The sequence below is a fragment of the Sporosarcina sp. P33 genome, assembly GCF_002077155.1.
Classification (GTDB): Bacteria; Bacillota; Bacilli; order Bacillales_A; family Planococcaceae; genus Sporosarcina.
In genome coordinates this window covers 1,491,799-1,513,383 of sequence record NZ_CP015027.1, presented here as the reverse complement: position 1 = coordinate 1,513,383, position 21,585 = coordinate 1,491,799, and the positions used below count along the sequence as shown (strand labels likewise).

17 protein-coding genes and 5 tRNA genes are annotated in these 21,585 nt (G+C 43.6%); 17 read left to right on the top strand and 5 right to left on the bottom strand.

From position 1 onward, the window contains the following. The first annotated feature begins 140 nt into the window (after window positions 1-140). From SporoP33_RS07580 to SporoP33_RS07515, 14 genes are all read left to right on the top strand, one after another. Window positions 141-215, top strand: a tRNA-Asn gene (locus SporoP33_RS07580). Between the two features lie 8 nt (window positions 216-223). Beyond that, window positions 224-299: transfer RNA gene (locus SporoP33_RS07575), tRNA-Thr, on the top strand. 14 nt (window positions 300-313) lie between these two features. Further along, a tRNA-Glu gene (locus SporoP33_RS07570) sits at window positions 314-388 on the top strand. Between the two features lie 174 nt (window positions 389-562). Beyond that, window positions 563-647, top strand: a tRNA-Tyr gene (locus SporoP33_RS07565). Window positions 648-687: 40 nt separating this feature from the next. Then, a tRNA-Gln gene (locus tag SporoP33_RS07560) sits at window positions 688-762 on the top strand. Window positions 763-963: 201 nt separating this feature from the next. After that, complete coding sequence (locus SporoP33_RS07555; protein ID WP_081243151.1) at window positions 964-3,078, top strand: sensor domain-containing protein; 2,115 nt, start codon at window positions 964-966, stop codon at window positions 3,076-3,078. Between the two features lie 24 nt (window positions 3,079-3,102). Further along, complete coding sequence (gene rocF, locus SporoP33_RS07550; protein ID WP_081243150.1) at window positions 3,103-4,008, top strand: arginase; 906 nt, start codon at window positions 3,103-3,105, stop codon at window positions 4,006-4,008. A gap of 180 nt (window positions 4,009-4,188) precedes the next feature. After that, on the top strand, window positions 4,189-4,752 hold the full coding sequence (gene sigW, locus SporoP33_RS07545) for an RNA polymerase sigma factor SigW (protein ID WP_081243149.1): 564 nt from the start codon (window positions 4,189-4,191) through the stop codon (window positions 4,750-4,752). Window positions 4,753-4,764: 12 nt separating this feature from the next. After that, window positions 4,765-5,400 carry a zf-HC2 domain-containing protein gene (locus SporoP33_RS07540; protein ID WP_081243148.1) on the top strand — a complete coding sequence of 212 codons (636 nt, stop codon included), beginning with the start codon at window positions 4,765-4,767 and terminating at the stop codon, window positions 5,398-5,400. 150 nt (window positions 5,401-5,550) lie between these two features. Beyond that, the gene (gene cdaA / locus SporoP33_RS07535; protein WP_081243147.1) at window positions 5,551-6,387 is read left to right on the top strand and encodes a diadenylate cyclase CdaA; all 837 of its coding nucleotides are present in this window, start codon (window positions 5,551-5,553) and stop codon (window positions 6,385-6,387) included. After that, on the top strand, window positions 6,380-7,360 hold the full coding sequence (locus SporoP33_RS07530; RefSeq protein ID WP_081243146.1) for a CdaR family protein: 981 nt from the start codon (window positions 6,380-6,382) through the stop codon (window positions 7,358-7,360). The genes cdaA and SporoP33_RS07530 overlap by 8 nt, the downstream gene beginning before the upstream one ends. Window positions 7,361-7,414: 54 nt before the next feature. After that, on the top strand, window positions 7,415-8,764 hold the full coding sequence (gene glmM, locus SporoP33_RS07525; protein ID WP_081243145.1) for a phosphoglucosamine mutase: 1,350 nt from the start codon (window positions 7,415-7,417) through the stop codon (window positions 8,762-8,764). Between the two features lie 125 nt (window positions 8,765-8,889). Next, a complete protein-coding gene (locus SporoP33_RS07520; protein ID WP_196796893.1) occupies window positions 8,890-10,509 on the top strand; it encodes a diguanylate cyclase in 1,620 nt (539 codons plus the stop codon). Window positions 10,510-10,524: 15 nt separating this feature from the next. Next, entirely contained in the window at window positions 10,525-10,896 is a 372-nt protein-coding gene (locus tag SporoP33_RS07515) for a response regulator transcription factor (RefSeq protein WP_335698078.1), read from the top strand. Window positions 10,897-10,962: 66 nt separating this feature from the next. Here SporoP33_RS07515 and SporoP33_RS07510 read toward each other — a convergent pair whose 3' ends face one another. Both SporoP33_RS07510 and SporoP33_RS07505 read right to left on the bottom strand, forming a co-directional pair. Further along, window positions 10,963-13,794: an ATP-binding protein gene (locus SporoP33_RS07510; protein WP_081243143.1), complete on the bottom strand. Its 2,832-nt coding sequence runs from the start codon at window positions 13,792-13,794 to the stop codon at window positions 10,963-10,965. A 247-nt stretch (window positions 13,795-14,041) separates the two neighbouring features. After that, window positions 14,042-14,482 (bottom strand): YtoQ family protein, encoded by a 441-nt coding sequence (locus tag SporoP33_RS07505; RefSeq protein WP_081243142.1) that lies wholly within the window; start codon window positions 14,480-14,482, stop codon window positions 14,042-14,044. Window positions 14,483-14,580: 98 nt separating this feature from the next. Between SporoP33_RS07505 and SporoP33_RS07500 the strand changes: the two genes are divergently transcribed. Further along, window positions 14,581-14,775, top strand: a complete 195-nt coding sequence (locus SporoP33_RS07500; RefSeq protein ID WP_081243141.1) for a YwbE family protein — start codon at window positions 14,581-14,583, stop codon at window positions 14,773-14,775. A 42-nt stretch (window positions 14,776-14,817) separates the two neighbouring features. Here SporoP33_RS07500 and SporoP33_RS07495 read toward each other — a convergent pair whose 3' ends face one another. Beyond that, entirely contained in the window at window positions 14,818-15,141 is a 324-nt protein-coding gene (locus SporoP33_RS07495) for a YbjQ family protein (RefSeq protein ID WP_081243140.1), read from the bottom strand. A gap of 255 nt (window positions 15,142-15,396) precedes the next feature. Here SporoP33_RS07495 and putP point away from each other — a divergent pair, with 255 nt between their 5' ends. Next, the gene (putP, locus tag SporoP33_RS07490; protein WP_081243139.1) at window positions 15,397-16,878 is read left to right on the top strand and encodes a sodium/proline symporter PutP; all 1,482 of its coding nucleotides are present in this window, start codon (window positions 15,397-15,399) and stop codon (window positions 16,876-16,878) included. Between the two features lie 54 nt (window positions 16,879-16,932). On the opposite strand, the gene SporoP33_RS07485 is transcribed toward putP, so the two are convergent. Further along, entirely contained in the window at window positions 16,933-17,928 is a 996-nt protein-coding gene (locus tag SporoP33_RS07485) for an NADPH:quinone oxidoreductase family protein (protein WP_081243138.1), read from the bottom strand. 89 nt (window positions 17,929-18,017) lie between these two features. After that, on the bottom strand, window positions 18,018-20,246 hold the full coding sequence (locus SporoP33_RS07480; protein ID WP_196796892.1) for an S-layer homology domain-containing protein: 2,229 nt from the start codon (window positions 20,244-20,246) through the stop codon (window positions 18,018-18,020). 148 nt (window positions 20,247-20,394) lie between these two features. Here SporoP33_RS07480 and SporoP33_RS07475 point away from each other — a divergent pair, with 148 nt between their 5' ends. Then, window positions 20,395-21,579, top strand: coding sequence for a MalY/PatB family protein (locus SporoP33_RS07475; RefSeq protein WP_081243136.1), 1,185 nt, complete (start codon window positions 20,395-20,397; stop codon window positions 21,577-21,579). Window positions 21,580-21,585: the final 6 nt, after the last annotated feature.

Genomic DNA, 21,585 nt, shown 5'->3' with positions numbered 1-21,585 from the left:
TGAAAAAGCCTTGACGTATATGAATATGCCGCTTATAATAAAAAAGGCTTGAGAGATAAGAAATTAATTGTTGCACATACTTGTTGGACGTGTTATAATGATTTTTGTCGCAAGAGATTGTGATTATTATTTTACATTATTCCGCAGTAGCTCAGTGGTAGAGCAATCGGCTGTTAACCGATCGGTCGTAAGTTCGAGTCTTACCTGCGGAGCCATTTTTTATGCTTCCATAGCTCAGCAGGTAGAGTGCTTCCATGGTAAGGAAGAGGTCGCCGGTTCGAGCCCGGCTGGAAGCTCCATGAGAATCTTTAATGGCCCCTTGGTCAAGCGGTTAAGACACCGCCCTTTCACGGCGGTAACACGGGTTCGAATCCCGTAGGGGTCACCATTTAATTTAAAAAACTCCGCAGCAATGCGAAGCTTATCGCCATCCCGTTAAAATTGGGAGAAGCGAGCAGTGCAAGGAAGCAAGTGAGAGAAAGAAGGAGCGTACATTGGTACGTGACTGATTGAGCGAATGAAGCCTGACGCAGCAATGCGAAGCTTATCGCAATTTTAACACGGTGGGGTAGCGAAGTGGCTAAACGCGGCGGACTGTAAATCCGCTCCCTCCGGGTTCGGCGGTTCGAATCCGTCCCCCACCACCATGTTTGTATTACCTTTAAAGAAGTATAACCAGCTGCACGTTGGGGTATAGCCAAGCGGTAAGGCAACGGACTTTGACTCCGTCACTCGTTGGTTCGAATCCAGCTACCCCAGCCATTTTACCTTACAGCAAAAAATTAATATGAAATATGTCAAATCCTTATTATTTTATATAATATAGGATTTTTTTGTGTAAACAATTAGCAGTTCATATAGAAGAATTTGAATAATCATGTATAATAATCTATAACAGTTTATAGGTAGTTACGCTCCTGTGATCAGTGAAAAATAACCATACATAGGGATTGTGATACAGCTATGCAAGAATTTTTGAATAATATGGATAAATTTGTCCGTGCGAGTAGTGAAAAAGAATTACAAAAAGTTCTTGGCGACATAGCTTACACATTGGAACAAGCAGCAATTGTCGCAATTACTGACTCACATGGAACGATTCGGTATGCCAACGATCATTTCGAAAAAGTTTCAAAGTACCCCGTTGAAGAGTTAATTGGCGCGAATCAGCGTATTGTGAATTCGGGCTACCACGATGCTTCGTTTTTTAAAGAGATGTGGGCTACCATTGGAAACGGCCGCACTTGGCGCGGCGATATTTGCAACCGTGCAAAAGATGGTTCGACGTATTGGGTAGATACTACGATCGTTCCATTCCTGAATGAAAAAGGAAAGCCTTATCAATATATTGCAATACGTTATGACATCACGGAAAGAAAGAAAATGGAAGAGGAAATACGGAAACAATCTGATCTATATGAAATCATTACGGCAAATGCATCTGATTTTATTGCGATCATTGACCGGCAAGGGAAATTTTATTATGCTTCCCCTTCGTTTGAAAAGCTTCTCGGTCATTCGGCATCTGCTTTATACGCCAGCTCATTCTATTCTTATATTTATAAAAAGAACCGCCAGCAGGCAGAAAAGAAAATTTCGCAATTTTTCGGCTATCAGCGTCAAGCGATGAATTTGGAATATTCTTTTCTGGACAGCAAAAATGGTCTGCATATTATGGAGGCGAAGATTGATATAGTAAAAGAATCGATAGAGTATGGAGAGAAACTGTTAGTTGTCATGCGTGATATTACAGAGCGTGTGAAATCAGATGAGAAAATTAAATACCTTGTGTATAACGACCAGTTAACTTCTCTGATGAATCGAAACTCCTTCCGTGAGCAGCTGGCACTTGCATTTGAAAGAGCCCGCACCCGGAATCAGGTGTTTGCTCTTGTCCATATTAATATCGACCGTTTGCGGTATGCGAACGATTTACTCGGTCACGAAGCGGGCGACTACTTATTAGCCATGGTAGGCGAACGTCTGAAAAAAAGAACCGGTCCGGAAAGCCTGCTGGCCCGAACCGCAGGTGATGAATTTGCGTTCATCATCACAGGTTTCAAAAATCAGGATGATTTCTTTCAGCATGCGGAAGATATTCGTCAATATTTACAGCAGCCTATTCAAGTTGGACAGCAAAACTATACATTATCGGTCAGCTGCGGGATTTCTATTTATCCGGAACATGCCAATCAGCCTTCAGACTTAGTCACTAAAGCCACGCTGGCATTAGGTAAAGTAAAGATGCGCGGCGGAGCAGACAGTGAAATGTATCAGCCGGGCACATCGAAACTGTCGCTTGAGCGCACTTTGTTAGAAAATGAAATGAGGAAAAGTGTCCAACAGCAGCACTTTTACCTTGAGTACCAGCCGAAGGTGCTGTTAGATACTGGCGAACTGACAGGTGTCGAAGCGCTTGTACGCTGGAAACATCCGGATTTGGGAATTATTTCGCCGGTGAAATTCATACCGCTTGCGGAAGAAACTAAAATAATCGTACCGCTTGGTGAGTGGATTCTGCGTGAAGTATGCAAACGTGCGGCTTTGGAAGTGCAGGCGGGCAAGTTTTGCAGATTTGCAGTAAATGTGTCCACTGTCCAAATGAAAGAAGAGGGCTTTGCGGATTCGGTATTGGCTATTATAAAAGAATACAACGTGCCATCAGATATGATCGAACTGGAATTAACGGAGAGTTCATTCATAGATACGGAAGGCATGAAGAAATCTCTTCAGAAACTCCGAAGTGAAGGAGTTACGGTAGCGATTGATGACTTTGGCACAGGCTACAGCACATTCAGTTATATTAAAGAATTGCCTGCCGATACACTGAAAATTGATATGGCATTTGTCCGTGACATTTTGGAGAATGAAAACAGCCAGGCTATCGTCAAAGCGATCGTGACACTTGCGGATACGGCTGGATTGAACGTGGTCGCTGAAGGGATTGAAATGCCTGAACAGGCAAAGATGCTATATGATTTAGGCTGCCGTGAAGGCCAAGGATATTACTATGGCCGGCCTATGGAATTCAAAGCGGTAAAAAAGATGGAAGAATGCCGTTTTGGATACAAAGGATAAACAGAAATCGAAGGAGGGAGTGCTATGCGTAATCTGGATATTTCCTTAATTGGCGTGCCTGTTGATCTCGGACAAAGCCGGCGGGGTGTGGATATGGGGCCTAGTGCTATTCGATATGCAGGTGCAATAGAGCGGCTGCTAGCATTAGGACATCGTGTGACGGATGAAGGGAATATTGCTGTCTCCCCTGTCCATAACGATAGGAGTACCACAGCCGGTCTGAGGAATCTGCAGGAGGTGACAGAGGCGGCCGAACAGCTCGCTCAATCTGTTTCCGGTATAGTGAGAAAAAAGAGATTCCCCCTCATTCTGGGCGGCGATCACAGTATTGCTATAGGCACACTGGCAGGTCTTGCAGATCACTATCATAACCTTGGAGTCATCTGGTATGACGCGCATGCAGACATGAATACAGTTGAGACCTCGCCGTCCGGCAATATACATGGAATGCCGCTGGCTGTCAGCATGGGACTCGGCCATGAAAAACTGGTGAACGTACACCATGACGGGGCGAAGATTATTCCACAAAACGTCGTGATCATAGGGGCACGTTCAGTGGATCCCGGTGAACGTGCGCTGATTAAAGAAAAAGGTATAAAAGTGTTTACGATGCATGAAATCGACAGGTTCGGCATGTCGGCGGTAATCAGGCAAACCCTGGAACATTTTGCTTCCAGACAAGTTGACGGTGTTCATTTATCACTGGATTTAGATGGTTTGGATCCGCTCTATACCCCAGGCGTCGGAACGCCGGTGCCGGGTGGAATCACATACCGGGAAAGCCATCTGGCTATGGAACTGCTTCAGGATGCAAATGTCATTACATCTGCTGAATTCGTTGAAGTGAACCCAATGTTGGATGAATACAATAAAACAGCTGATGTGGCGGTTGGCCTTCTCGGGTCGTTATTTGGTGAAAAGTTATTATAGTTCCGAAAAAGTGATTGAACCCATGGGGATTCACTCACTTTTTATTTATATAAACTCTATGCCTATGCTTGGAAATAATGGTAAAGTAAAGATGGTTGTGAATTGTTGAGAAAAATGAAACCAAATGAGGTTTCCAACGTATATAAAGGGACAGCCGCATAGAGCGGAGGGTGGAGTCTATTGGACGAATTAATAACTAAACGTGTAAAAGAAGTATTAAATGGAAATCAGGAAGCTTTTGAGGAAATTGTCATCCATTTTCAGCACCGTCTGTATCAAGTGTGCTACAGGATGCTGAATAATGCGGCAGAAGCGGAGGATATTGCACAGGAGGCATTTGTACGGGCTTACGTAAACTTGGAAACCTATGACCAAAAGCGGAAATTTTCTACCTGGCTGTACCGTATTGCGACTAATCTGTGCATTGACCGCATTCGAAAGAAAAAGCCCGATTATTATTTGGATGCGACGGTACCAGGAACGGAAGGCTTAGATATGTATTCTCAAATTGCAAAAGAGCAGCAATTACCGGAAGAAGAAGTAGAGAAGATGGAAACAAAAGAACGTGTTCAGTATGAAGTGAACAGGCTGCCTGAAAAATATCGCACAATTATTATATTACGTTATATGGAAGACCTGCAGTTGCAGGAAATCGCCGACATTTTGGAGATGCCTCTCGGAACAGTAAAAACACGGGTACATCGCGGAAGAGAAGCGCTCCGGCAACAAATGGGGAGTATGTAGGAGGTTAGATTCGTGGAAAAATGTCCTAAACATGTTGTCCATTATATACATGCATTTTTTGATGGTGAGCTTACCAATGAAGAAGAACAGATTATGAAAGAGCACTTGGATGAATGTGAAGAGTGCAGGAAAATGTTTGAGGAACTCGATGAGACGGTCACGTTACTCGGAAGTTTCGATGTGCTGGAAGCGCCTGCCGGATTTGTCAGTGGCGTAACAGCCAGATTACCGAGGCAGACGGTAAAAAAAGGCCCGGCAAAATGGTTCCGTCAGCATCCGTTCATGGCGGCAGCAGCATTATTTTTACTTTTAATGAGCTCATCGTTTTTCGCCAGCTTTGAAAACGAACAGCAATTTTCATTTACCAAGCAGCCTAATGTGATCGTTGAAGGGGAAACGGTAATTGTTCCTGCCGGTGAGACGGTGACAGGTGATCTGGTAGTGAAAAATGGAAATTTACGAGTGGAAGGCCGAGTTGACGGAAACGTCACCGTCATCCGCGGTTCTAAGTATATGGCATCTACTGCAGTGATTACAGGATCCAGTGAAGAGATCAATGAAATATTCGATTGGCTCTGGTATAAGATTAAAACTACCGCAAAAGAAGTGCTGCCTGGGTCAAGCGGAAAAAATTCTGAAACGGATTAATATGATGTAAAAGTGATGCCGGCCGGGGTGCTTCGGCATCACTTTTTTGATGCGGTTTTTCGTCCGCGGCTTACCGTTTAGTTAGGCATGTCAGCCGGGAATTATGCTATACTGGATAAATAAGAACTTTTTTAAAGGTAGGGGAAGCACATGCCGGGTTTGGAGCAAGTAACAACATTAGCACCAATAGAAATACTGAAAAACATTGTGGATGTGCTTCTGGTTTGGTTCGTACTCTATAAATTAATCACCATTATTAAAGGAACAAAAGCCGTCCAATTACTGAAAGGGATTTTTGTTATCCTAATCGGCCGTTACATCACGGAATGGCTTGGTTTGAAAACTCTCCAGTGGATGATGGAAGAAGTTCTCAGATTCGGTTTCCTCGCTGCTATTATCATATTCCAGCCAGAACTGCGCAGAGCATTGGAGCAGCTGGGCAGAGGGAGATTATTTGCAAGAACCGCCATGCAGGAAGAGGAAGAACGGGATCGGTTAATTGAGGCATTTGTCAAATCTGTCAGCTATATGGCAAAACGGCGGATTGGTGCCTTAATCACGATTGAGAAAGAAACAGGTCTTAGCGAATATATTGAAACAGGTATTCCTTTGAACTCACATATTACATCTGAATTACTTATTAACATATTTATACCAAACACTCCACTGCATGACGGTGCCGTCATTGTGACGAAAAACCGTATCGCTGCTGCGGGCTGTTACTTGCCATTATCGGAAAGTCCATTTATTTCCAAAGAACTGGGGACACGGCATCGTGCAGCTCTCGGCATTAGTGAAGTTACGGATTCTGTGACGATCATTGTCTCTGAAGAAACAGGTGCCATCAGTATAGCGACAGATGGAGAAATCAATCGTAAACTGGATATTGAAGAATTCGAGAAAATATTGCGTATTTCATGGTTCGGTAACACGACAGGCCAAGCTGATACTTCTCTATGGAAGTGGGGGAAGAGAAAAAATGGATAAATTTATGGACAGTCCTTGGTTTCTGCGTCTGACTGCACTTTTTCTGGCAATTATGCTGTTTCTTTCAGTAAAATCAGAAGATCCTTCCAACCGCAACAGTACGAGCGATGTATTTGAACTTATACAGGACGTTCCTGTAGAGGTGTACTACGATACAGAAAACCTGGTAGTAACGGGTGTTCCTGATATGGTTAATATGACAATCGAAGGCCCTACAAATATTGTGCAGACTACAAAGTTACTGAAAGACTTTACATTAAAGCTAGATTTACAAAACTTGACGCTGGGCGAACATAATGTTCGGATCCAAGCGGAGAATATATCAGATAAGCTGGACGTGCGCCTTGAACCGGGCACAGTCAGTATTAATATAGAAGAGAAAGTCACTCAGACATTCCGTGTTGATCCAGAAATGAATACGAGATTACTTGCTGAAGGCTATGAAGTGAAGAGCATGGACGTCCAGCCAGCTGTGATCAATGTAACAGGGGCGAAAAGTGTTGTGGATGCAATCAGCTTTGTGAAAGTATCCGTAACAGGTGAAGGCAGTTTGAATAAGCCGTTCGAGCAAAAGTCACGTGTGCGTGTACTGGACCGGGATTTAAATAAGCTTTCCGTTACATTGAACCCTGAAGAAGTAACGGTCAAAGTAGACATTCAGGAGTACAGCCGCGAAGCGCGTGTGAAGCTGAAAGAAAAGGGACAGTCAACAGGAAATATAGAAATTGAAAGCGCCGTACTGGAAGATAAATTCGTGCGAATTTCGGGACCGAAAAGTACAGTGGATGCAGTAAAAGAAATTCCGGTAGAGCTTGATTTGAGCAAGATCAGTAAATCGGGAAAAATTGAACTGGATGTTAAGAAACCGGAAGGAATCACAAAAGTGACACCTGCTAAAGTAAAAGCGCAAGTGAAAGTCTCCGGGGAAATATCCGATGAATCGAAGAAAGCAGACGCTGAAACAGAATCATAAAGCGTCAAGCAAATGCAGTCTACTAAGACAAGATTGAAAGGAAGTATATAAAACATGACACAGTATTTTGGAACAGATGGCGTCAGAGGTGTGGCCAACACGGAACTAACCCCTGAACTTGCATTTAAATTGGGCAGAATCGGCGGTTATTTATTCACTAAAGAAGCAGCTGAAAAGGCAGAAGTGCTGGTGGGAAGAGATACTCGCATTTCTGGCTACATGCTTGAAAATGCATTGATTGCGGGATTGTTATCTGTCGGCGTAGAAGTAATGAGGCTCGGCGTCATCAGTACACCTGGCGTGGCGTATTTAACACGTGTTATGAACGCGCAGGCAGGCGTCATGATTTCCGCATCGCATAATCCCGTGGAAGATAACGGGATCAAGTTCTTTGGAGAGAATGGTTTTAAATTGACCGATGCACAGGAAGAAGAGTTTGAACAGCTTCTTAACGCAGAGGAAGATACATTACCGCGCCCGGTTGGCGGTGAAGTCGGAACGATTACAGAATACTTTGAAGGCGGTCAGAAATATATTCAATATCTAAAACAGATAGTGGATGAAGATTTCGAAAATATACATGTGGCTCTAGATTGCGCGCACGGGGCGACTTCTGTTTTGGCGACGCATCTATTTGCTGACCTGGATGCAGATCTTACTACAATGGGCGCATCACCTAACGGACTGAACATTAATGACGGAGTTGGATCTACTCATCCGGAAGCACTTGCGGCACTTGTCGTTGAAAAGAATGCCGACATCGGACTTGCTTTTGACGGGGACGGGGACCGTCTGATTGCAGTGGACGAAAAAGGTAATATCGTAGACGGAGACCAAATCATGTTTATCGTGGCACGATATTTACATAGTAAAGGCAGATTAAAATCTGATACCATTGTTTCTACCGTAATGAGTAATCTGGGCTTTTACAAAGCGCTGGAAAAGTTCGGAATGAAGAGTGTGCAAACTGCCGTAGGTGACCGGTATGTCGTAGAAGAAATGCGTAAAAATGAGTATAATCTGGGCGGCGAGCAATCCGGCCATATTATCTTCATGGATTATAATACAACCGGGGACGGCTTGCTGACGGCTTTGCAATTGGTTAATATCATGCAGCAGACAGGCAAGAAACTGTCTGAGCTGGCGAGTGAAATGACGGTTTATCCTCAGAAATTAGTAAATATCCGAGTGGCTGATAAATATGCGGTGATGGATAATGCGCGAATTGTCAGTGTCATCGATGAAGTGGAAAAGGAAATGGACGGGCAGGGAAGAGTTCTTGTGCGCCCTTCCGGTACAGAACCGCTTGTACGTGTAATGGTCGAATCCGAGACGGAAGCACAATGTATCGAATATGCAGAGCGGATTTCACAAGCAGTGAAAGAAGAGATGGGTCTGGAATAATCAATTATGTAAGCCGGTAGAGATATATTCTATCTTGCCGGCTCTCTTTGTATACAGAGAGAGCATTGGGGATATGAAGTAGAGGCCGAATGGGAGATGCGTCCGCTGAACGGAGGGGAATGAGAATGAGTCAAAAAAAGTATCAGGATATGCTCGCGGAGCGAACAGAGAATATCTTTGATGAATGGGAGAAACGCGGCAGTTTAACGGAGAGAGAGTTATATTATTTCCTTCATAAATTAAAAGGAACGTCCGGAACGATAGGGTTACAGCAGTTATCTCTATTTTGTGCTTCACAATTGGAAATTCTGTCGTCATCCAATGATCAAAAACTGCCCGTCTCTTCACTGGAAAACTTGAAAAATCGTATTCGAGCGTATTTCGATAATACGATCGCTGTGAAAAAAGATGAATTCCAATTGCCGGATCGCTATGTAAACCGTCTGGATCAGGAAACCTTCATTTTGATTATTGATGATGACCTGGAGTTTGTCTCTTATTTAAAAGAATTACTGGAGAAGCTGGGAGCACAGGTCATTATTTCATTGAACGGCAAACGCGGAATTGAGCAATTTTATTCGATGAGACCCGGTATTGTAATTATCAATGCGAAGCTGCCTGATATGACGGGCTTTGAAGTGCTGGATCAGATTGCAGAACCGGCCAGACAAAAGAATACGACACTGGCTATTTCCAGCGAAGATGCGACGAAAGAAGTTCAAATAGAGACATATCGCCGCGGCGCAATGGATTTGATTCCGAAACCTTTTGATATGGATGTCTTTTTCCCTTATTTGTTCAATCGGCAACAGCGGCAGCACGCGATCAGCAGCAGTATGATTACAGACAGTCTGACGGGTGTCGGTAACCGAAGACATTTTGATGATATTATCAATAACTTGGCGAAAAATGCAGATCAATCGGAATCAGCTTTTTCTCTTGTAATGGTGGATCTGGATCACTTCAAACAAGTAAATGATTTATATGGACATCCGGCGGGCGATGAAGTACTCCGGAAGTTTGGCGAGATCATTCGGGTAGAGAAGCGTGAAGGTGATTATGTATTCCGTTATGGCGGAGAAGAATTCGCTATGCTGTTTTCTGGCATCCGTGCAGAAGAGACTGTGCATGCAATAGACCGCATTCGAAATAGATTTAATGAGCAAATATTCACATCGGATGAGCAGAAGTTTCAAGTAACGTTTTCAGCAGGGAGTGCCACGTACGAAGGCGATACCGCAGAATTGATATCAGCTTCGGACCAGGCGCTTTATGAAGCGAAACGCTCTGGGCGGAATCAGACAATAATTTATGATCAGCGAAAAATTGCAGTGAAGCGCAAATTAATCGTTATCATTGTCGACGACGACTCATTTATCAGACAGATTCTCCAGCAGACGCTGCTTGGGTTGAAGTCTGCCGATATTGATATTACCGTCAAGACGTATGCGGATGGTCCTGCATTTCTTGAAGATGACTGGTATAGTCCTGATGCGTATTTTATCATTCTGCTGGATGGAGTTATGCCGAAAATGGATGGTCTCGAAGTCTTAAGCCGTTTAAAGAGTGACCATGCCAAAACGAACGTTACTGTTTCCATGATGACAGCCAGAAAAAGTGCCAATGATATTAAAGCTGCACTCTGGCTTGGCGCAGATGATTATATCATTAAGCCTTTCCAGCCGTCAGAAGTTTTAGGGCGCATAGATAAATTAGCAGCCCGTTTGTTTGATAAGAGGGAATAGAGAGGAGGCCCCCTGTTGACGTATGAAATGAAAAAAGTGTTAGTTGTAGATGATGAAGAAATCTTGCGAATGCTGCTGACTGATACATTGGAGTTTGAAGGATTTCAGGTGGAAGAAGCGGAGGATGGTCTGGAAGCCTTTGAAAAGATACAAAGCAATCGGTATGATGCCATTCTTTTGGATTATATGATGCCGCGTATGACCGGTTTGGAGTTATTGGAGCGGCTGCAGCCGATGGAACTCGATGTTCCTGTAATTATGCTGACAGCGAAAGCACAGCAAACTGATCAAGATACCGTTATGGCAATGGGGGCTTCTCACTTTGTCCCTAAACCGTTCAGCCCGAATGAACTGACTGAATTAGTAAAGTCGCTACTCAAAGACTGAAATTATGATATGAAAATTTGCTTGAACAATAAAAAGAACGTCCCTCCAAAGCGGGGGACGTTCTTTTTAGTTATTTTCAGGATATAGTATTCTTCCATCCGAACGCTCTAAAGTTTGCAGGACAGTTGCAGACAAGTCACCAAGCGGATAAGGTTTTGTAAAATAATCATTAATATCAAACTGCTCCATTAACTGAGGTTCTTTTTCGAGTGCAGAGGAAATAATGATAGGGATCGTTTTCGTTTCCTCGCGTTCTTTCATTTGACGGATCAGATCCCAGCCGTCTTCACCATTTTCAAGCATCAAATCAACAACGACTGCAGCAGGACGCATCTGCTGTATGCATGTAAATGCTTTGTCCACTGAAGAATGATGTATGATTGAAAATCCATTGCTTGATAACTCTTCGCCGAGCAGTAACGCGATATTTACATCGTCTTCCACTACAGCTATCAGCGGTTTATCAGATTGGATATGTTCCTCAGGCAACATTTGTATAAGGGGAAGTGAGAAGAAAATAGTTGTTCCTGAATTTTCTTCTGAATCTACCCATATTTGTCCGTTATGATCTTGAATGATTTCTTTGCAAATAGACAAGCCGAGACCTGTACCGCCTATTTTCCTGCTATAGCTGTTATCAAAACGGTAAAACTTCTCGAATAAATGGCCGATAGTTTCTGCTGGAATTCCGATTCCTTGATCTTTTATAGAGACGACGACTGAGTCTTGCTGATTAAAAAGGGTAATATTGATCTCGCCGCCATCTGGAGAAAATTTAATTGCATTCCCAATCAGGTTCAAAAATACTTGAAGAATACGGTCGTGATCTCCTTTGATGCTGGATGAACAAGTTACGTCTTGAAGGATAATCTTGTGCAGCTGTGATTGAATCGGCAGCTTATTTACTGCTTCTATTGAAACATCACCAACGGAAATTTCCTCCATCTGATACGTTTGGCGTCCTGATTCCATACGCTGAATGTCCAAGAAGTCATTAATTAATGCGGTTAGCCGGTTTGCTTCACCGTGAATGGTCTCCAAATAGCGTTTTTTACGCTTTTCATCCATATCTTTATTTAGTAATAATTCTGAGAAGCCGAGAATACTGGACAAAGGTGTACGTAATTCATGGCTGACCGTTGAAACCAGCTCGGTTTTCATTTTATTAACTTCATGTTCATGTGTAATATCACGATGCACGAATATTGTGCCCACTTTTCTGCCTTGAATAATAATTGGCACACTATAGACGTTCATGACACGAGATTCTTTAGACTGCAGTGTAAGTATATAGGTGTTGTTCGTATGGCCAGCTGATTCCGTATCAAGTGTTGTATCCAGGAACTGTTGGTACTGAACAGGATCATCAATTTGCTGTAAGAAATACTCAGTCCACTCTTCACGCGGCCACGCTTTGTCTTTGGATTCAGGTTCCATATCCAACAGTTCAAATAAAGCGGCATTGTATTTATCCTCTTCGTCTGTATTGGAAACAAAACGGATTCCTTCATTGATATTGTCCAAAATACTTTGATTCAGCTGCCGTTCGTGGATAATTAACTCGTATTGATCGACTCTGTCTACAGAGAGGGCAATGCGCTTAAGCAAACTGTATAGATCTTTTTGGTCATCTTCTGTAAAAGGCTTGCCAATCCGGGATTGAATGGTGATCACACTGAGTTCGTTTTCTGCATTGAATATACCGGACACGAAGTCATAAACATATGTGATCTGTTCAGAGATTCCCTTTTCATAATCTGCTTCTCTTTTGATCACAAAATAAGGTTCCGTATTCAGCCGTTCCTTAAAATAGTCTAAACGCTCTTCTTTTATCTCGCTGAAAAATGTATCAGAGATTCCTTTTAATGAATAGATGTCTCCTTTTACAAACAGCAGGAGACTCAGGTCAGGCTGGAAAATATGATTTAAATAATCAGCTGTTTTCATGCATATTTCCCGCTTATCCAATGAAAATGAAAGAAGGTGACCCAGGCCGTTATAACGTTCGAGGCGAACGCGCGAAAAACGTGCTTCCGACAAGGCGAATTCCATTTTCGTCTGCCGATTGAACAATTCGTCCTGCTGTGTAATCAACTCTTCATTTTGAGACAGAACTTCTTGTTCGTTCATTTGAATCCGCTGCATCATCTTATAAATAGATTGTGAAAGTGCGCCGATTTCATTGTCCCTGGCAATAGGCTGAAATAAAATTTGTCCTTCCGTTTCATACTGGTCGACTTCACTTGTTATTTTTTCTACTGGCCGTACTACTCGTTTGATGACATTCCATACCGTGTAAATGGGAATGAGCAGGAATGCAAAGCCGAGAATGGTAATGAGTAAAAAGTATATTTCTGATTGCTTTTTGGTTCGTTCATAGGATTGCAGCAGTTCTTCTTTTGCGATGATATCGTATTCATTGGCATAGTGAATAAAGCTGTTTACCGATTGATTCGTTCCGCCCTGGGCTAAGTTGCGCAGTCCCTCATAATCGTTATCTTTAATGAATTGAATAGCTTTTGGAAGTGTGGTCTCTTCGTAATCTATCATAAAGCTGTCAATTTCCTGGATAAGTTCCTTTTCTTTAACGTTAAGAGGAAGGGATTTAAATTGTCTTGAATAAGTATGTACATCTTGAATTGAAAGATAAGCCCCATTCAGTTCTTCTTCTATTTGAAATGCATAATAGCCACGGATTCTGAAAAATACATCTTGGATAGAGTCGGAAAGCAGTTCGACTAATCGGGCTTTCTCAAGTGAATCTTGCTGCTCTTCTTCCAAGTCATTCCATGAATTATTCACATATGCATACATGCTGCCCATTCCGATTACTGCAATGACTAACGAAACGATAAATATTCGTATGTATTGCTGCCGGATGCCTCTTTTTGACGCCATTCGATTGCCCCTTCCTGACTGCTTTTATACTTCTATTCTACCACTTGACAAGTATATATGGTGACAGAATTTTATTGAAAAGGAACGTTTGAATCATATTGTTAAATTCAAAGGGATAAGAAAGGTTGAAACAAGCAGTGATTACTTAGGCGCAGCATTGTATAGGGAATTTTGAAATAAAAAAGGAAGACATCCTAAATTCCAGGATGCCTTCTGTGTAATGAAATAACATGGATGTTTGTATGGATTATTCAAAGATATATTTAAGTGCACAAACTGCCTGATCTACCGATTCGACGGTGACATGGGCTTTTCGGGAAAGTTCTTTTAACGGGTGATGATGTTTTTCCTGACGGATCAGAATCAGCGGTTTGCCGAATGCGACTGCGGCGCTTGCATCCATTGCGGTATTCCATTGTTTATACTCTTCCCCGAACAATGCAATGACGACATCTGACTTTTTCATCAGGATTTCAGTTCGCAGGTTGTTTAGGCTGGAAGCTGCCGCATCTTTAAAAATATTATCCGGCTGTTCTCCCAGAATTTCTTCTCCGATATTGTCTGAACGGTCATGATCTTCCATAGGTCCGACAAAATCAACAGGTAATTGAAGATTTTTGGCTTGCTCTTTGACTTCATCCCGCCAAGACGTGTGAATCTCCCCAGCCAGGTATACTGTTAATCGCATAATAACCCCTCCTAGTTTGATAGCCTTTATTGTATCATGCTTGTCCGTTTCGTACAGCAGTGTGCTACACTGGATAAAAAAGAGGAGCGAATGAACTTATGAATGGACAGAATCGGGCAGATATCAAGCCGGGATTGCATGTGGCAATTATCTTGAAAAAAGATCAGCGCAGCGGCGTGAAGACGGAAGGTATTGTTAAAGACTTATTGACGAAATCCAGTTTTCATCCGCATGGCATTAAAGTTCGTTTAGAGGATGGGCAGGTTGGCCGGGTGGCAGAAATATTAGAATGATACAAGAAGAGAGGTGAATATCGCCTCTCTTTTTGTATGGAGTTATTCGCCTTCGCGGTAGGTGACAGCAGTTCCTGTAGCAATGCACATCATCATGCCTTCACGCACCATTTCAAAGTCCAAGTCCACACCAATTACTGCATTTGCTCCCATAGCAGACGCTTTTTGGGACATTTCATCCAGAGCAGTCTGACGCGCTTCGGTCAATTTGCTTTCGTAAGCTGCACTGCGTCCTCCTACGATATCCGTAACAGATGCAAAGATGTCACGGACAATATTTGCCCCCATAATGGTTTCTCCTGATACGATGCCGTGATACGTTTCAATAGTTCGGCCTTGCAGTGTATTCGTTGTCGTGTGTAACATGCAAATTCCTCCTTTGGTTTGTATGTATACGTCACGGCGAACAGAAAAGTTTCATAATAGTTGGCAATAAACCGACTGCCGGGCCGTCAGGAAAGGACTTTTGTTCGCAACGATCTTTAACTTTGTCAGTTCTGGTCATTTCCCGGGCAATTGTATCAGATTATGTAGTTCATTCATACGTTTCTTTTTATTTTTGTTCAAAGAGTGCTATCCATCAGGTAGAATAGGTATATTGATAGTAAAGGAGGGGATTGTATGACGGAACAAACATATCAGCTCATTGCGATTATTATGTATATGGCCGCTATGCTGTTCATCGGCTGGTATGCCTTCAGACGCACATCCAATCTGACGGACTACATGCTCGGCGGAAGGTCGCTGGGTCCGGCAGTCACTGCGTTAAGTGCCGGTGCTTCCGATATGTCGGGATGGCTGCTGATGGGTCTTCCGGGAGCAATTTATTTGAGCGGGCTCGGAGAAGCATGGATTGCCGTCGGGCTGACAATTGGGGCTTATTTAAACTGGCTGTTTGTGGCACCGCGTTTGCGCGCCTACACGCAAGTTTCGAATAACTCCATTACGATTCCGAGTTTTTTGGAGAACAGATTAAAAGATACCTCCCGTTTACTGCGAGTGGCTTCTGGCATTATTATCTTAGTGTTCTTTACATTTTATGTATCATCCGGGATGGTGGCAGGCGGGAAGTTCTTTCAAAGTTCATTCGGGCTGGAGTATCATACGGGCTTGATTATTGTGTCGGCGGTCGTTCTGGCGTATACATTATTCGGTGGTTTCCTGGCAGTAAGTTATACAGATTTTGTGCAAGGTCTGATTATGTTTTTAGCTTTGGTGCTGGTGCCTTCAGCAGGCATTATTATTACCGGGGGCTTTGCAGAAACAGCGGCCAGCATTCGGGAGGCAGATCCCGCATTATTTAATTTTGTATCCGGTGTGAGTGTGGCAGGAATTATCTCTTCTCTTGCCTGGGGGTTAGGATATTTCGGACAGCCTCATATCATCGTCCGTTTCATGGCGATTAAATCGGTGAAAGAGACTAAAAGTGCAAGACGAATCGGAATCGGATGGATGTTGCTGAGTCTGATGGGCGCGATTGCGACTGCATTAGTCGGTATCGCATATTTCCAGCAAAACAGCACAGAGTTAGCCGACGCAGAAACGGTCTTTATCGTTCTGGGGCAAATCATCTTTCATCCGCTGATTGCGGGAATCATGCTGGCTGCTGTACTGGCCGCTATTATGAGTACTATCTCGTCTCAATTGATCGTGACATCTTCCGCATTGATCGAGGACTTGTATAAAGCGGTGTTCAAATCCAATGCATCGGATCGGCAGTATGTATTCCTGGGCCGTGCGGCAGTGCTGTTCGTGACAATTATTGCGATGGTTCTGGCATGGCCGAATAAAGAATCCGTGTTAAAACTGGTTTCATTCGCATGGGCTGGTTTTGGCGGAGCATTTGGCCCGATCATCCTGTTATCTCTGTATTGGAGAAAACTGACTGCCAAAGGCGCTTTATTCGGAATGGTTGCGGGTGCGATTACAGTCGGTGTTTGGGGGAATATTAAATTCCTTTCCGGTGCGTTGTATGAAATCGTTCCGGGGTTCATCATTTGTCTGTTAGTTGCATACGCAGTCAGTCTGGCGACCTATAGACGCCATGAAGTAATTGAAGGCGAGTACGATGAAACAATGAAATTGCTTGAGAAAGAAAGATAAATGTAAAGAGCCATCCATGCCGCAATCATATGTGCATGGATGGCTCGTTTGCTTTTACACTAATTTGACAATGGTTCTGCCGCGTGCCTGACCTTTTAATAAAGTCGGAAGGGCAGCGGGCAGTTGTTCCAATGAAATTTCCTCCTGGACGAGCTGTTCTAAATCTGCAAGTTTTAAGTCCGTCGCTAAACGTTCCCAAACTTTCAGGCGAGTTTCCATTGGACAGTAAACAGAATCGATGCCGAGCAAGTTCACGGCACGCAGGATGAACGGAAATACGGCTGTCGGGACTTTCGTGCCGGCCGTTAAACCGCTGACTGCCACAGAGCCGCCATACTCGATTTGGCTCAGCAATGATGCAAGCGGTTCACCGCCGACCGGATCAACCGCGGCGGCCCATTTTTGCTTTCCAAGTGCGCGGATTTTCCCGTCATATACTTCTTCACGGGGGATGATGGAAGCAGCGCCGAGCGATTTCAAATACTCATGTGCCTCTTCTTTTCCTGAACTCGCTTCCACTTCATAGCCAAGCTTCGATAAAAAGGAAACCGCAAAACTGCCGACTCCGCCTGTTGCACCGGTTACCAGCACTTTCCCTTTGTCAGGGGACAGACGATTTTCCTCTAAACGCTGAACGGACAAAGCAGCCGTGAAGCCTGCTGTTCCAATAATCATCGCTTCTTTTAATGAAATTCCAGCGGGAAGGGGAACGACCCACTCCGACTTTACCCTGGCATATTCGCTGTATCCCCCGAAATGTGATACGCCGATTTCATAGCTGGTTGCGATAACTTCATCACCTTTTTTGAATCGCTCATCCGTTGAAGATTCGACAACACCAGCCAAGTCAATGCCGGGTACCATCGGATAAGTTTGTACGATGTTGCCGTCAGGAATCGCAGCTAAACTGTCTTTGTAGTTGATGCCCGAATAGTGGACGCGAATCACTACGTCTCCTTCAGGCAAATCATCCAATGAAAGCTGCTGAACCTGTACTGAAAAATCTTCGTTTTGCTTGTCTGCAATAAGTGCGTTAAATGTAAGAGTCATATAAATCTCCTTCCGTGTATAAATTTCATCTTGCTGTATATATCGTAACGCAGTTATTTGACGGCTTCAAAGTGAAAGGCTTATCGCACTCACAATGCGTCAGTTACTTCTTTCCCTTTTGGAAGGTACTCGGATAACCCGATATCCTTCAGACCGTTTTTAATCTTTGTCGTGTAGCCTAGTTCTTCATTCGACAGGAACGTGGCTTTGGAAATGATCAGCTGCTTCAGTGTCGGCAGGTAGCTCCGATCAATTTGCTGCCAAAGCTGATAGGAGCCTATCAAATCTTCGAGTGTCAAATGCTTATAGTCTTCGCCTTTAAATGAGAGATCCGGTGAGATGCGATACCAAATATCTCCATTGTCCCGAATCCACTTATCTTTTTGCAGGACAATTGCCTGCTGAATACTGCGGGCTGTTTGAAGATAGCGCCAGTCTCCAAATTCCTGATAAGACATAAGTAAAATATTCATGCCGCCGAGCGCATGGTTCATTGAAGTATGTGTCGTAACCTGTTGCTTGATCGGGAAATAGTCTGCAATGTAATAGGCATTGCGCGCAACATTAATGGTATTGCCTCTTCGTTTCTGTGATACGAGTAAGTCTGCATAATGACGAAGAGGTTCCTTTGCATCAGGAATCCGAAATTCGCTGCCGATATTATAATAAAACAAGGCAATCTGTTCATTGAATCTTGTGTCGATGAATGGCGCGTGTATGTCATACAGGTTTTTGAGATACGTGCTCGTCACTTCTGTTTCCCAATAGGCTGTATCTTTCTTGAAATTTTTCAAATTGACGAATGCATTATAGACGAGGTCTTCAAAATAACGCCCTTTATTTTCGTGATAAAGAGTTAATGCCCGGTCTTCTTTTAACATCAGTAACGTCCTGCCATAGTTTTGACCGGAAGCAGGCATAGGTTCTGTTGAATCTGCCAGTTTGTTGTACGGGCCGTCCGCAGTGTACCAATTATTGCGCTTTTTATGATTCTGACTGGTTTCCCTCATCCATTTGAAAATAGAGTCCTTGGAATGGAACAGTTTTTGATCGGAATCAACATACCAATGATCGGCTATTTCATCGGAATCTGCCTGTAATGTATAGGAAGACAATAAAGTTTTACCCGCCAGTGCGTAAGTAAAGTTCTCCTGTTCATCAAGCAATTCACGCGAGACGCTTTGTTCACCGTTGTCATACCGAAGAGATAATGGTTTGGAGCGATAAGCCTGGCCTATCATCCGTTCTTCGACTGTCCCGTCTGATTTAATGAAGCGAAGCACTCCTGTCGGATATGTCGTCATGTCCGCATCAGTCAGATCGGTATTCTTTCGCATTAGCGGATAACGGTCGTACCGGTATAAATCAAAATGTGTAACATCGGATTCTTTTTGCAGAATCTCTATGGAAATCGGAATCTCTGACTGATTGGTCAGCTTTGAAAAGACGAAGACATCATTGTTGTGCAGCTGACGGACAGTCAGTTCAATTTCTGCGTCATTCTCACCTATAGTGTAGGTATATACCGTATCGCGTGCAAAGCCGTAATCGGTTTGTGAATAATCTTTAAATGTAAAAGTTTTTTCAGAACGCAAATAAAGAGGATGAGAAGTGAACGGGACACTTCCCAAGTTCATTTCTGGATCACTTTTTATATAGTCTGCAGACTCTTTCGCCTTTGACAGATTGTAGTGCTTCGGTTGTTTAATGCGATTAGTTTGCACCAATATCCTGTGCAGGGCTTTCGCGAAATACGCCCTGGAAACGACGGAATCCCCATGATGAAGAAAGTCATCCATATGAAGAAATGTAAATACGGGAATGTTCTCCAGCGTGGACCGATCTGACCGGGACGGCCATATTTCGGACAGGAGATCACCGCCGTTACTCTTCAATTCAAAAGCCGCGATGAATGAATCCCTCAGCTGGGTGTTTGTAATCGGTTCATCAAAGCCGAAAACGCCGGGGCTGCTAGGCTGGATCCATCCATTTTCAACAGCCGTCCATGCAAAGAGTTCTTTGTCGGATCCCCGTTTGATGTCGGAGAAGCCGAAAGAATTATCTGAAGACTGTAATCCAAAAATTTTAGACAGTGAAACTGCGGCTTGTCCTTTTGTCAGCGGGGATTCAGGATGGAATTGCATATCGAAATCCCCTGTGATGATTTTCATTTCATCCAGTTGCATAATCTCATTTTTAGCCCAGTGATGATCAGGCACATCTATATATTTAACATCCGCCGCTGCCGCGCTGACAGACAGAGCGGAACCAATGAACAATAGTACGGAAAGCATAAAGATAGAATTCCATTTTCTCACCAACATTACCTCCAGCTGAATTTCATTGCGATAGTATAGTATACCCCAAATAAAATCTTAACGGCAACGGAGGAAGCGAAAGAGCACATATGTTACAATCGGAGTAGAATGACAGATGGGAAGATTGAGAACATTGGGGGGTATCAGAATGAACAAAGAAGAATTTTTAGAGCGTTATGCGATTGAACGAAGAGGTACGAACTCACTGAAGTGGGACAAGCTGGAGGAACGGTTCGGGGATGCGGACTTGCTTGCGGCTTGGGTCGCAGACATGGAATTCAAAGTGCCTGAGCAGGTAGTGGAAGCGCTGAAAGAGAAAGTAGATTTTGGAGTGTTTGGCTATACATACGCACCGGATTCTTATTATGAAGCATTTATTAATTGGGAGAAGGAACGTCACGGCTATGAAGTGAAAAAAGAATGGATGCGTTTTTCAACAGGCGTCGTGACCGCATTGTACTGGTTCGTCAATGCATTTACGAAACCTGAAGATGCTGTCATCATTCTGTCTCCTGTGTACTACCCGTTCAGTAATGCAGTAAAAGATACAGGCCGCACGCTTGTGAACAGTGAGCTCGTCAATACAGACGGTGTCTATACAATTGACTTTGAAGATTTCGAAAGGAAGATCATCGATAATGATGTGAAGTTATTCATTCACTGTTCACCGCATAATCCTGTAGGCCGTGTCTGGACGGCGGAAGAAGCGGAGAGGCTATTGTCGATTTGCGATAAGCATGACGTATTGATCGTATCCGATGAGATCCATCATGACATGACATTCGGTGATCATACACATATTCCATCCGCGATCGTGGCGGACGGGAAGTATTCAGAGCGTATGGTGACAGTGACGGCTGCCTCCAAAACATTTAATCTGGCAGGCTTGCTGACATCACAAATCATTATTGAAAATGAATCATTGCGTCAGCAGTTTGATGCGTTTGTGAAGTCTGTGAATCAGACAGAAGTGAATTTACTAGGTATGACAGCTTCCGAAGCAGCTTACCGGCACGGCGCAGACTGGCTTGACGGATTGCGTGCGGTCATCAAGTCGAATGAACGTTACGCAGTGGAACAATTCGCTGCCCATGCTCCGGAAATAGTCATCACACCGCTTGAAGGGACCTACCTATTATGGATTGATTTGCGTGCCTATATCCAGCCCGACGGCGTAAAAGAATTTGTTCAGGATACATGTAAACTTGCTATCGATTACGGCGAGTGGTTCGGAGAGAAATCTAAAGGATTCATTCGCTTAAACTTAGGAACAGAGCCCCGTCATATTAAGCAGGCGGTCGACAGCATCATCGAGCATCTGCCGCGGCCATAACAAAAA

Excerpts from the sequence above, each read along its gene's own strand:
- SporoP33_RS07495 (WP_081243140.1), bottom strand. The coding sequence starts at position 15,141 with ATGTTACACACGACAACGAATACACTGCAAGGCCGAACTATTGAAACG.
- putP (WP_081243139.1), top strand. The coding sequence starts at position 15,397 with ATGACGGAACAAACATATCAGCTCATTGCGATTATTATGTATATGGCC.
- SporoP33_RS07505 (WP_081243142.1), bottom strand. The coding sequence starts at position 14,482 with ATGCGATTAACAGTATACCTGGCTGGGGAGATTCACACGTCTTGGCGG.
- SporoP33_RS07500 (WP_081243141.1), top strand. The coding sequence starts at position 14,581 with ATGAATGGACAGAATCGGGCAGATATCAAGCCGGGATTGCATGTGGCA.
- rocF (WP_081243150.1), top strand. The coding sequence starts at position 3,103 with ATGCGTAATCTGGATATTTCCTTAATTGGCGTGCCTGTTGATCTCGGA.
- SporoP33_RS07555 (WP_081243151.1), top strand. The coding sequence starts at position 964 with ATGCAAGAATTTTTGAATAATATGGATAAATTTGTCCGTGCGAGTAGT.
- SporoP33_RS07510 (WP_081243143.1), bottom strand. The coding sequence starts at position 13,794 with ATGGCGTCAAAAAGAGGCATCCGGCAGCAATACATACGAATATTTATC.
- SporoP33_RS07530 (WP_081243146.1), top strand. The coding sequence starts at position 6,380 with ATGGATAAATTTATGGACAGTCCTTGGTTTCTGCGTCTGACTGCACTT.
- SporoP33_RS07475 (WP_081243136.1), top strand. The coding sequence starts at position 20,395 with ATGAACAAAGAAGAATTTTTAGAGCGTTATGCGATTGAACGAAGAGGT.
- cdaA (WP_081243147.1), top strand. The coding sequence starts at position 5,551 with ATGCCGGGTTTGGAGCAAGTAACAACATTAGCACCAATAGAAATACTG.
- glmM (WP_081243145.1), top strand. The coding sequence starts at position 7,415 with ATGACACAGTATTTTGGAACAGATGGCGTCAGAGGTGTGGCCAACACG.
- SporoP33_RS07520 (WP_196796893.1), top strand. The coding sequence starts at position 8,890 with ATGAGTCAAAAAAAGTATCAGGATATGCTCGCGGAGCGAACAGAGAAT.
- SporoP33_RS07485 (WP_081243138.1), bottom strand. The coding sequence starts at position 17,928 with ATGACTCTTACATTTAACGCACTTATTGCAGACAAGCAAAACGAAGAT.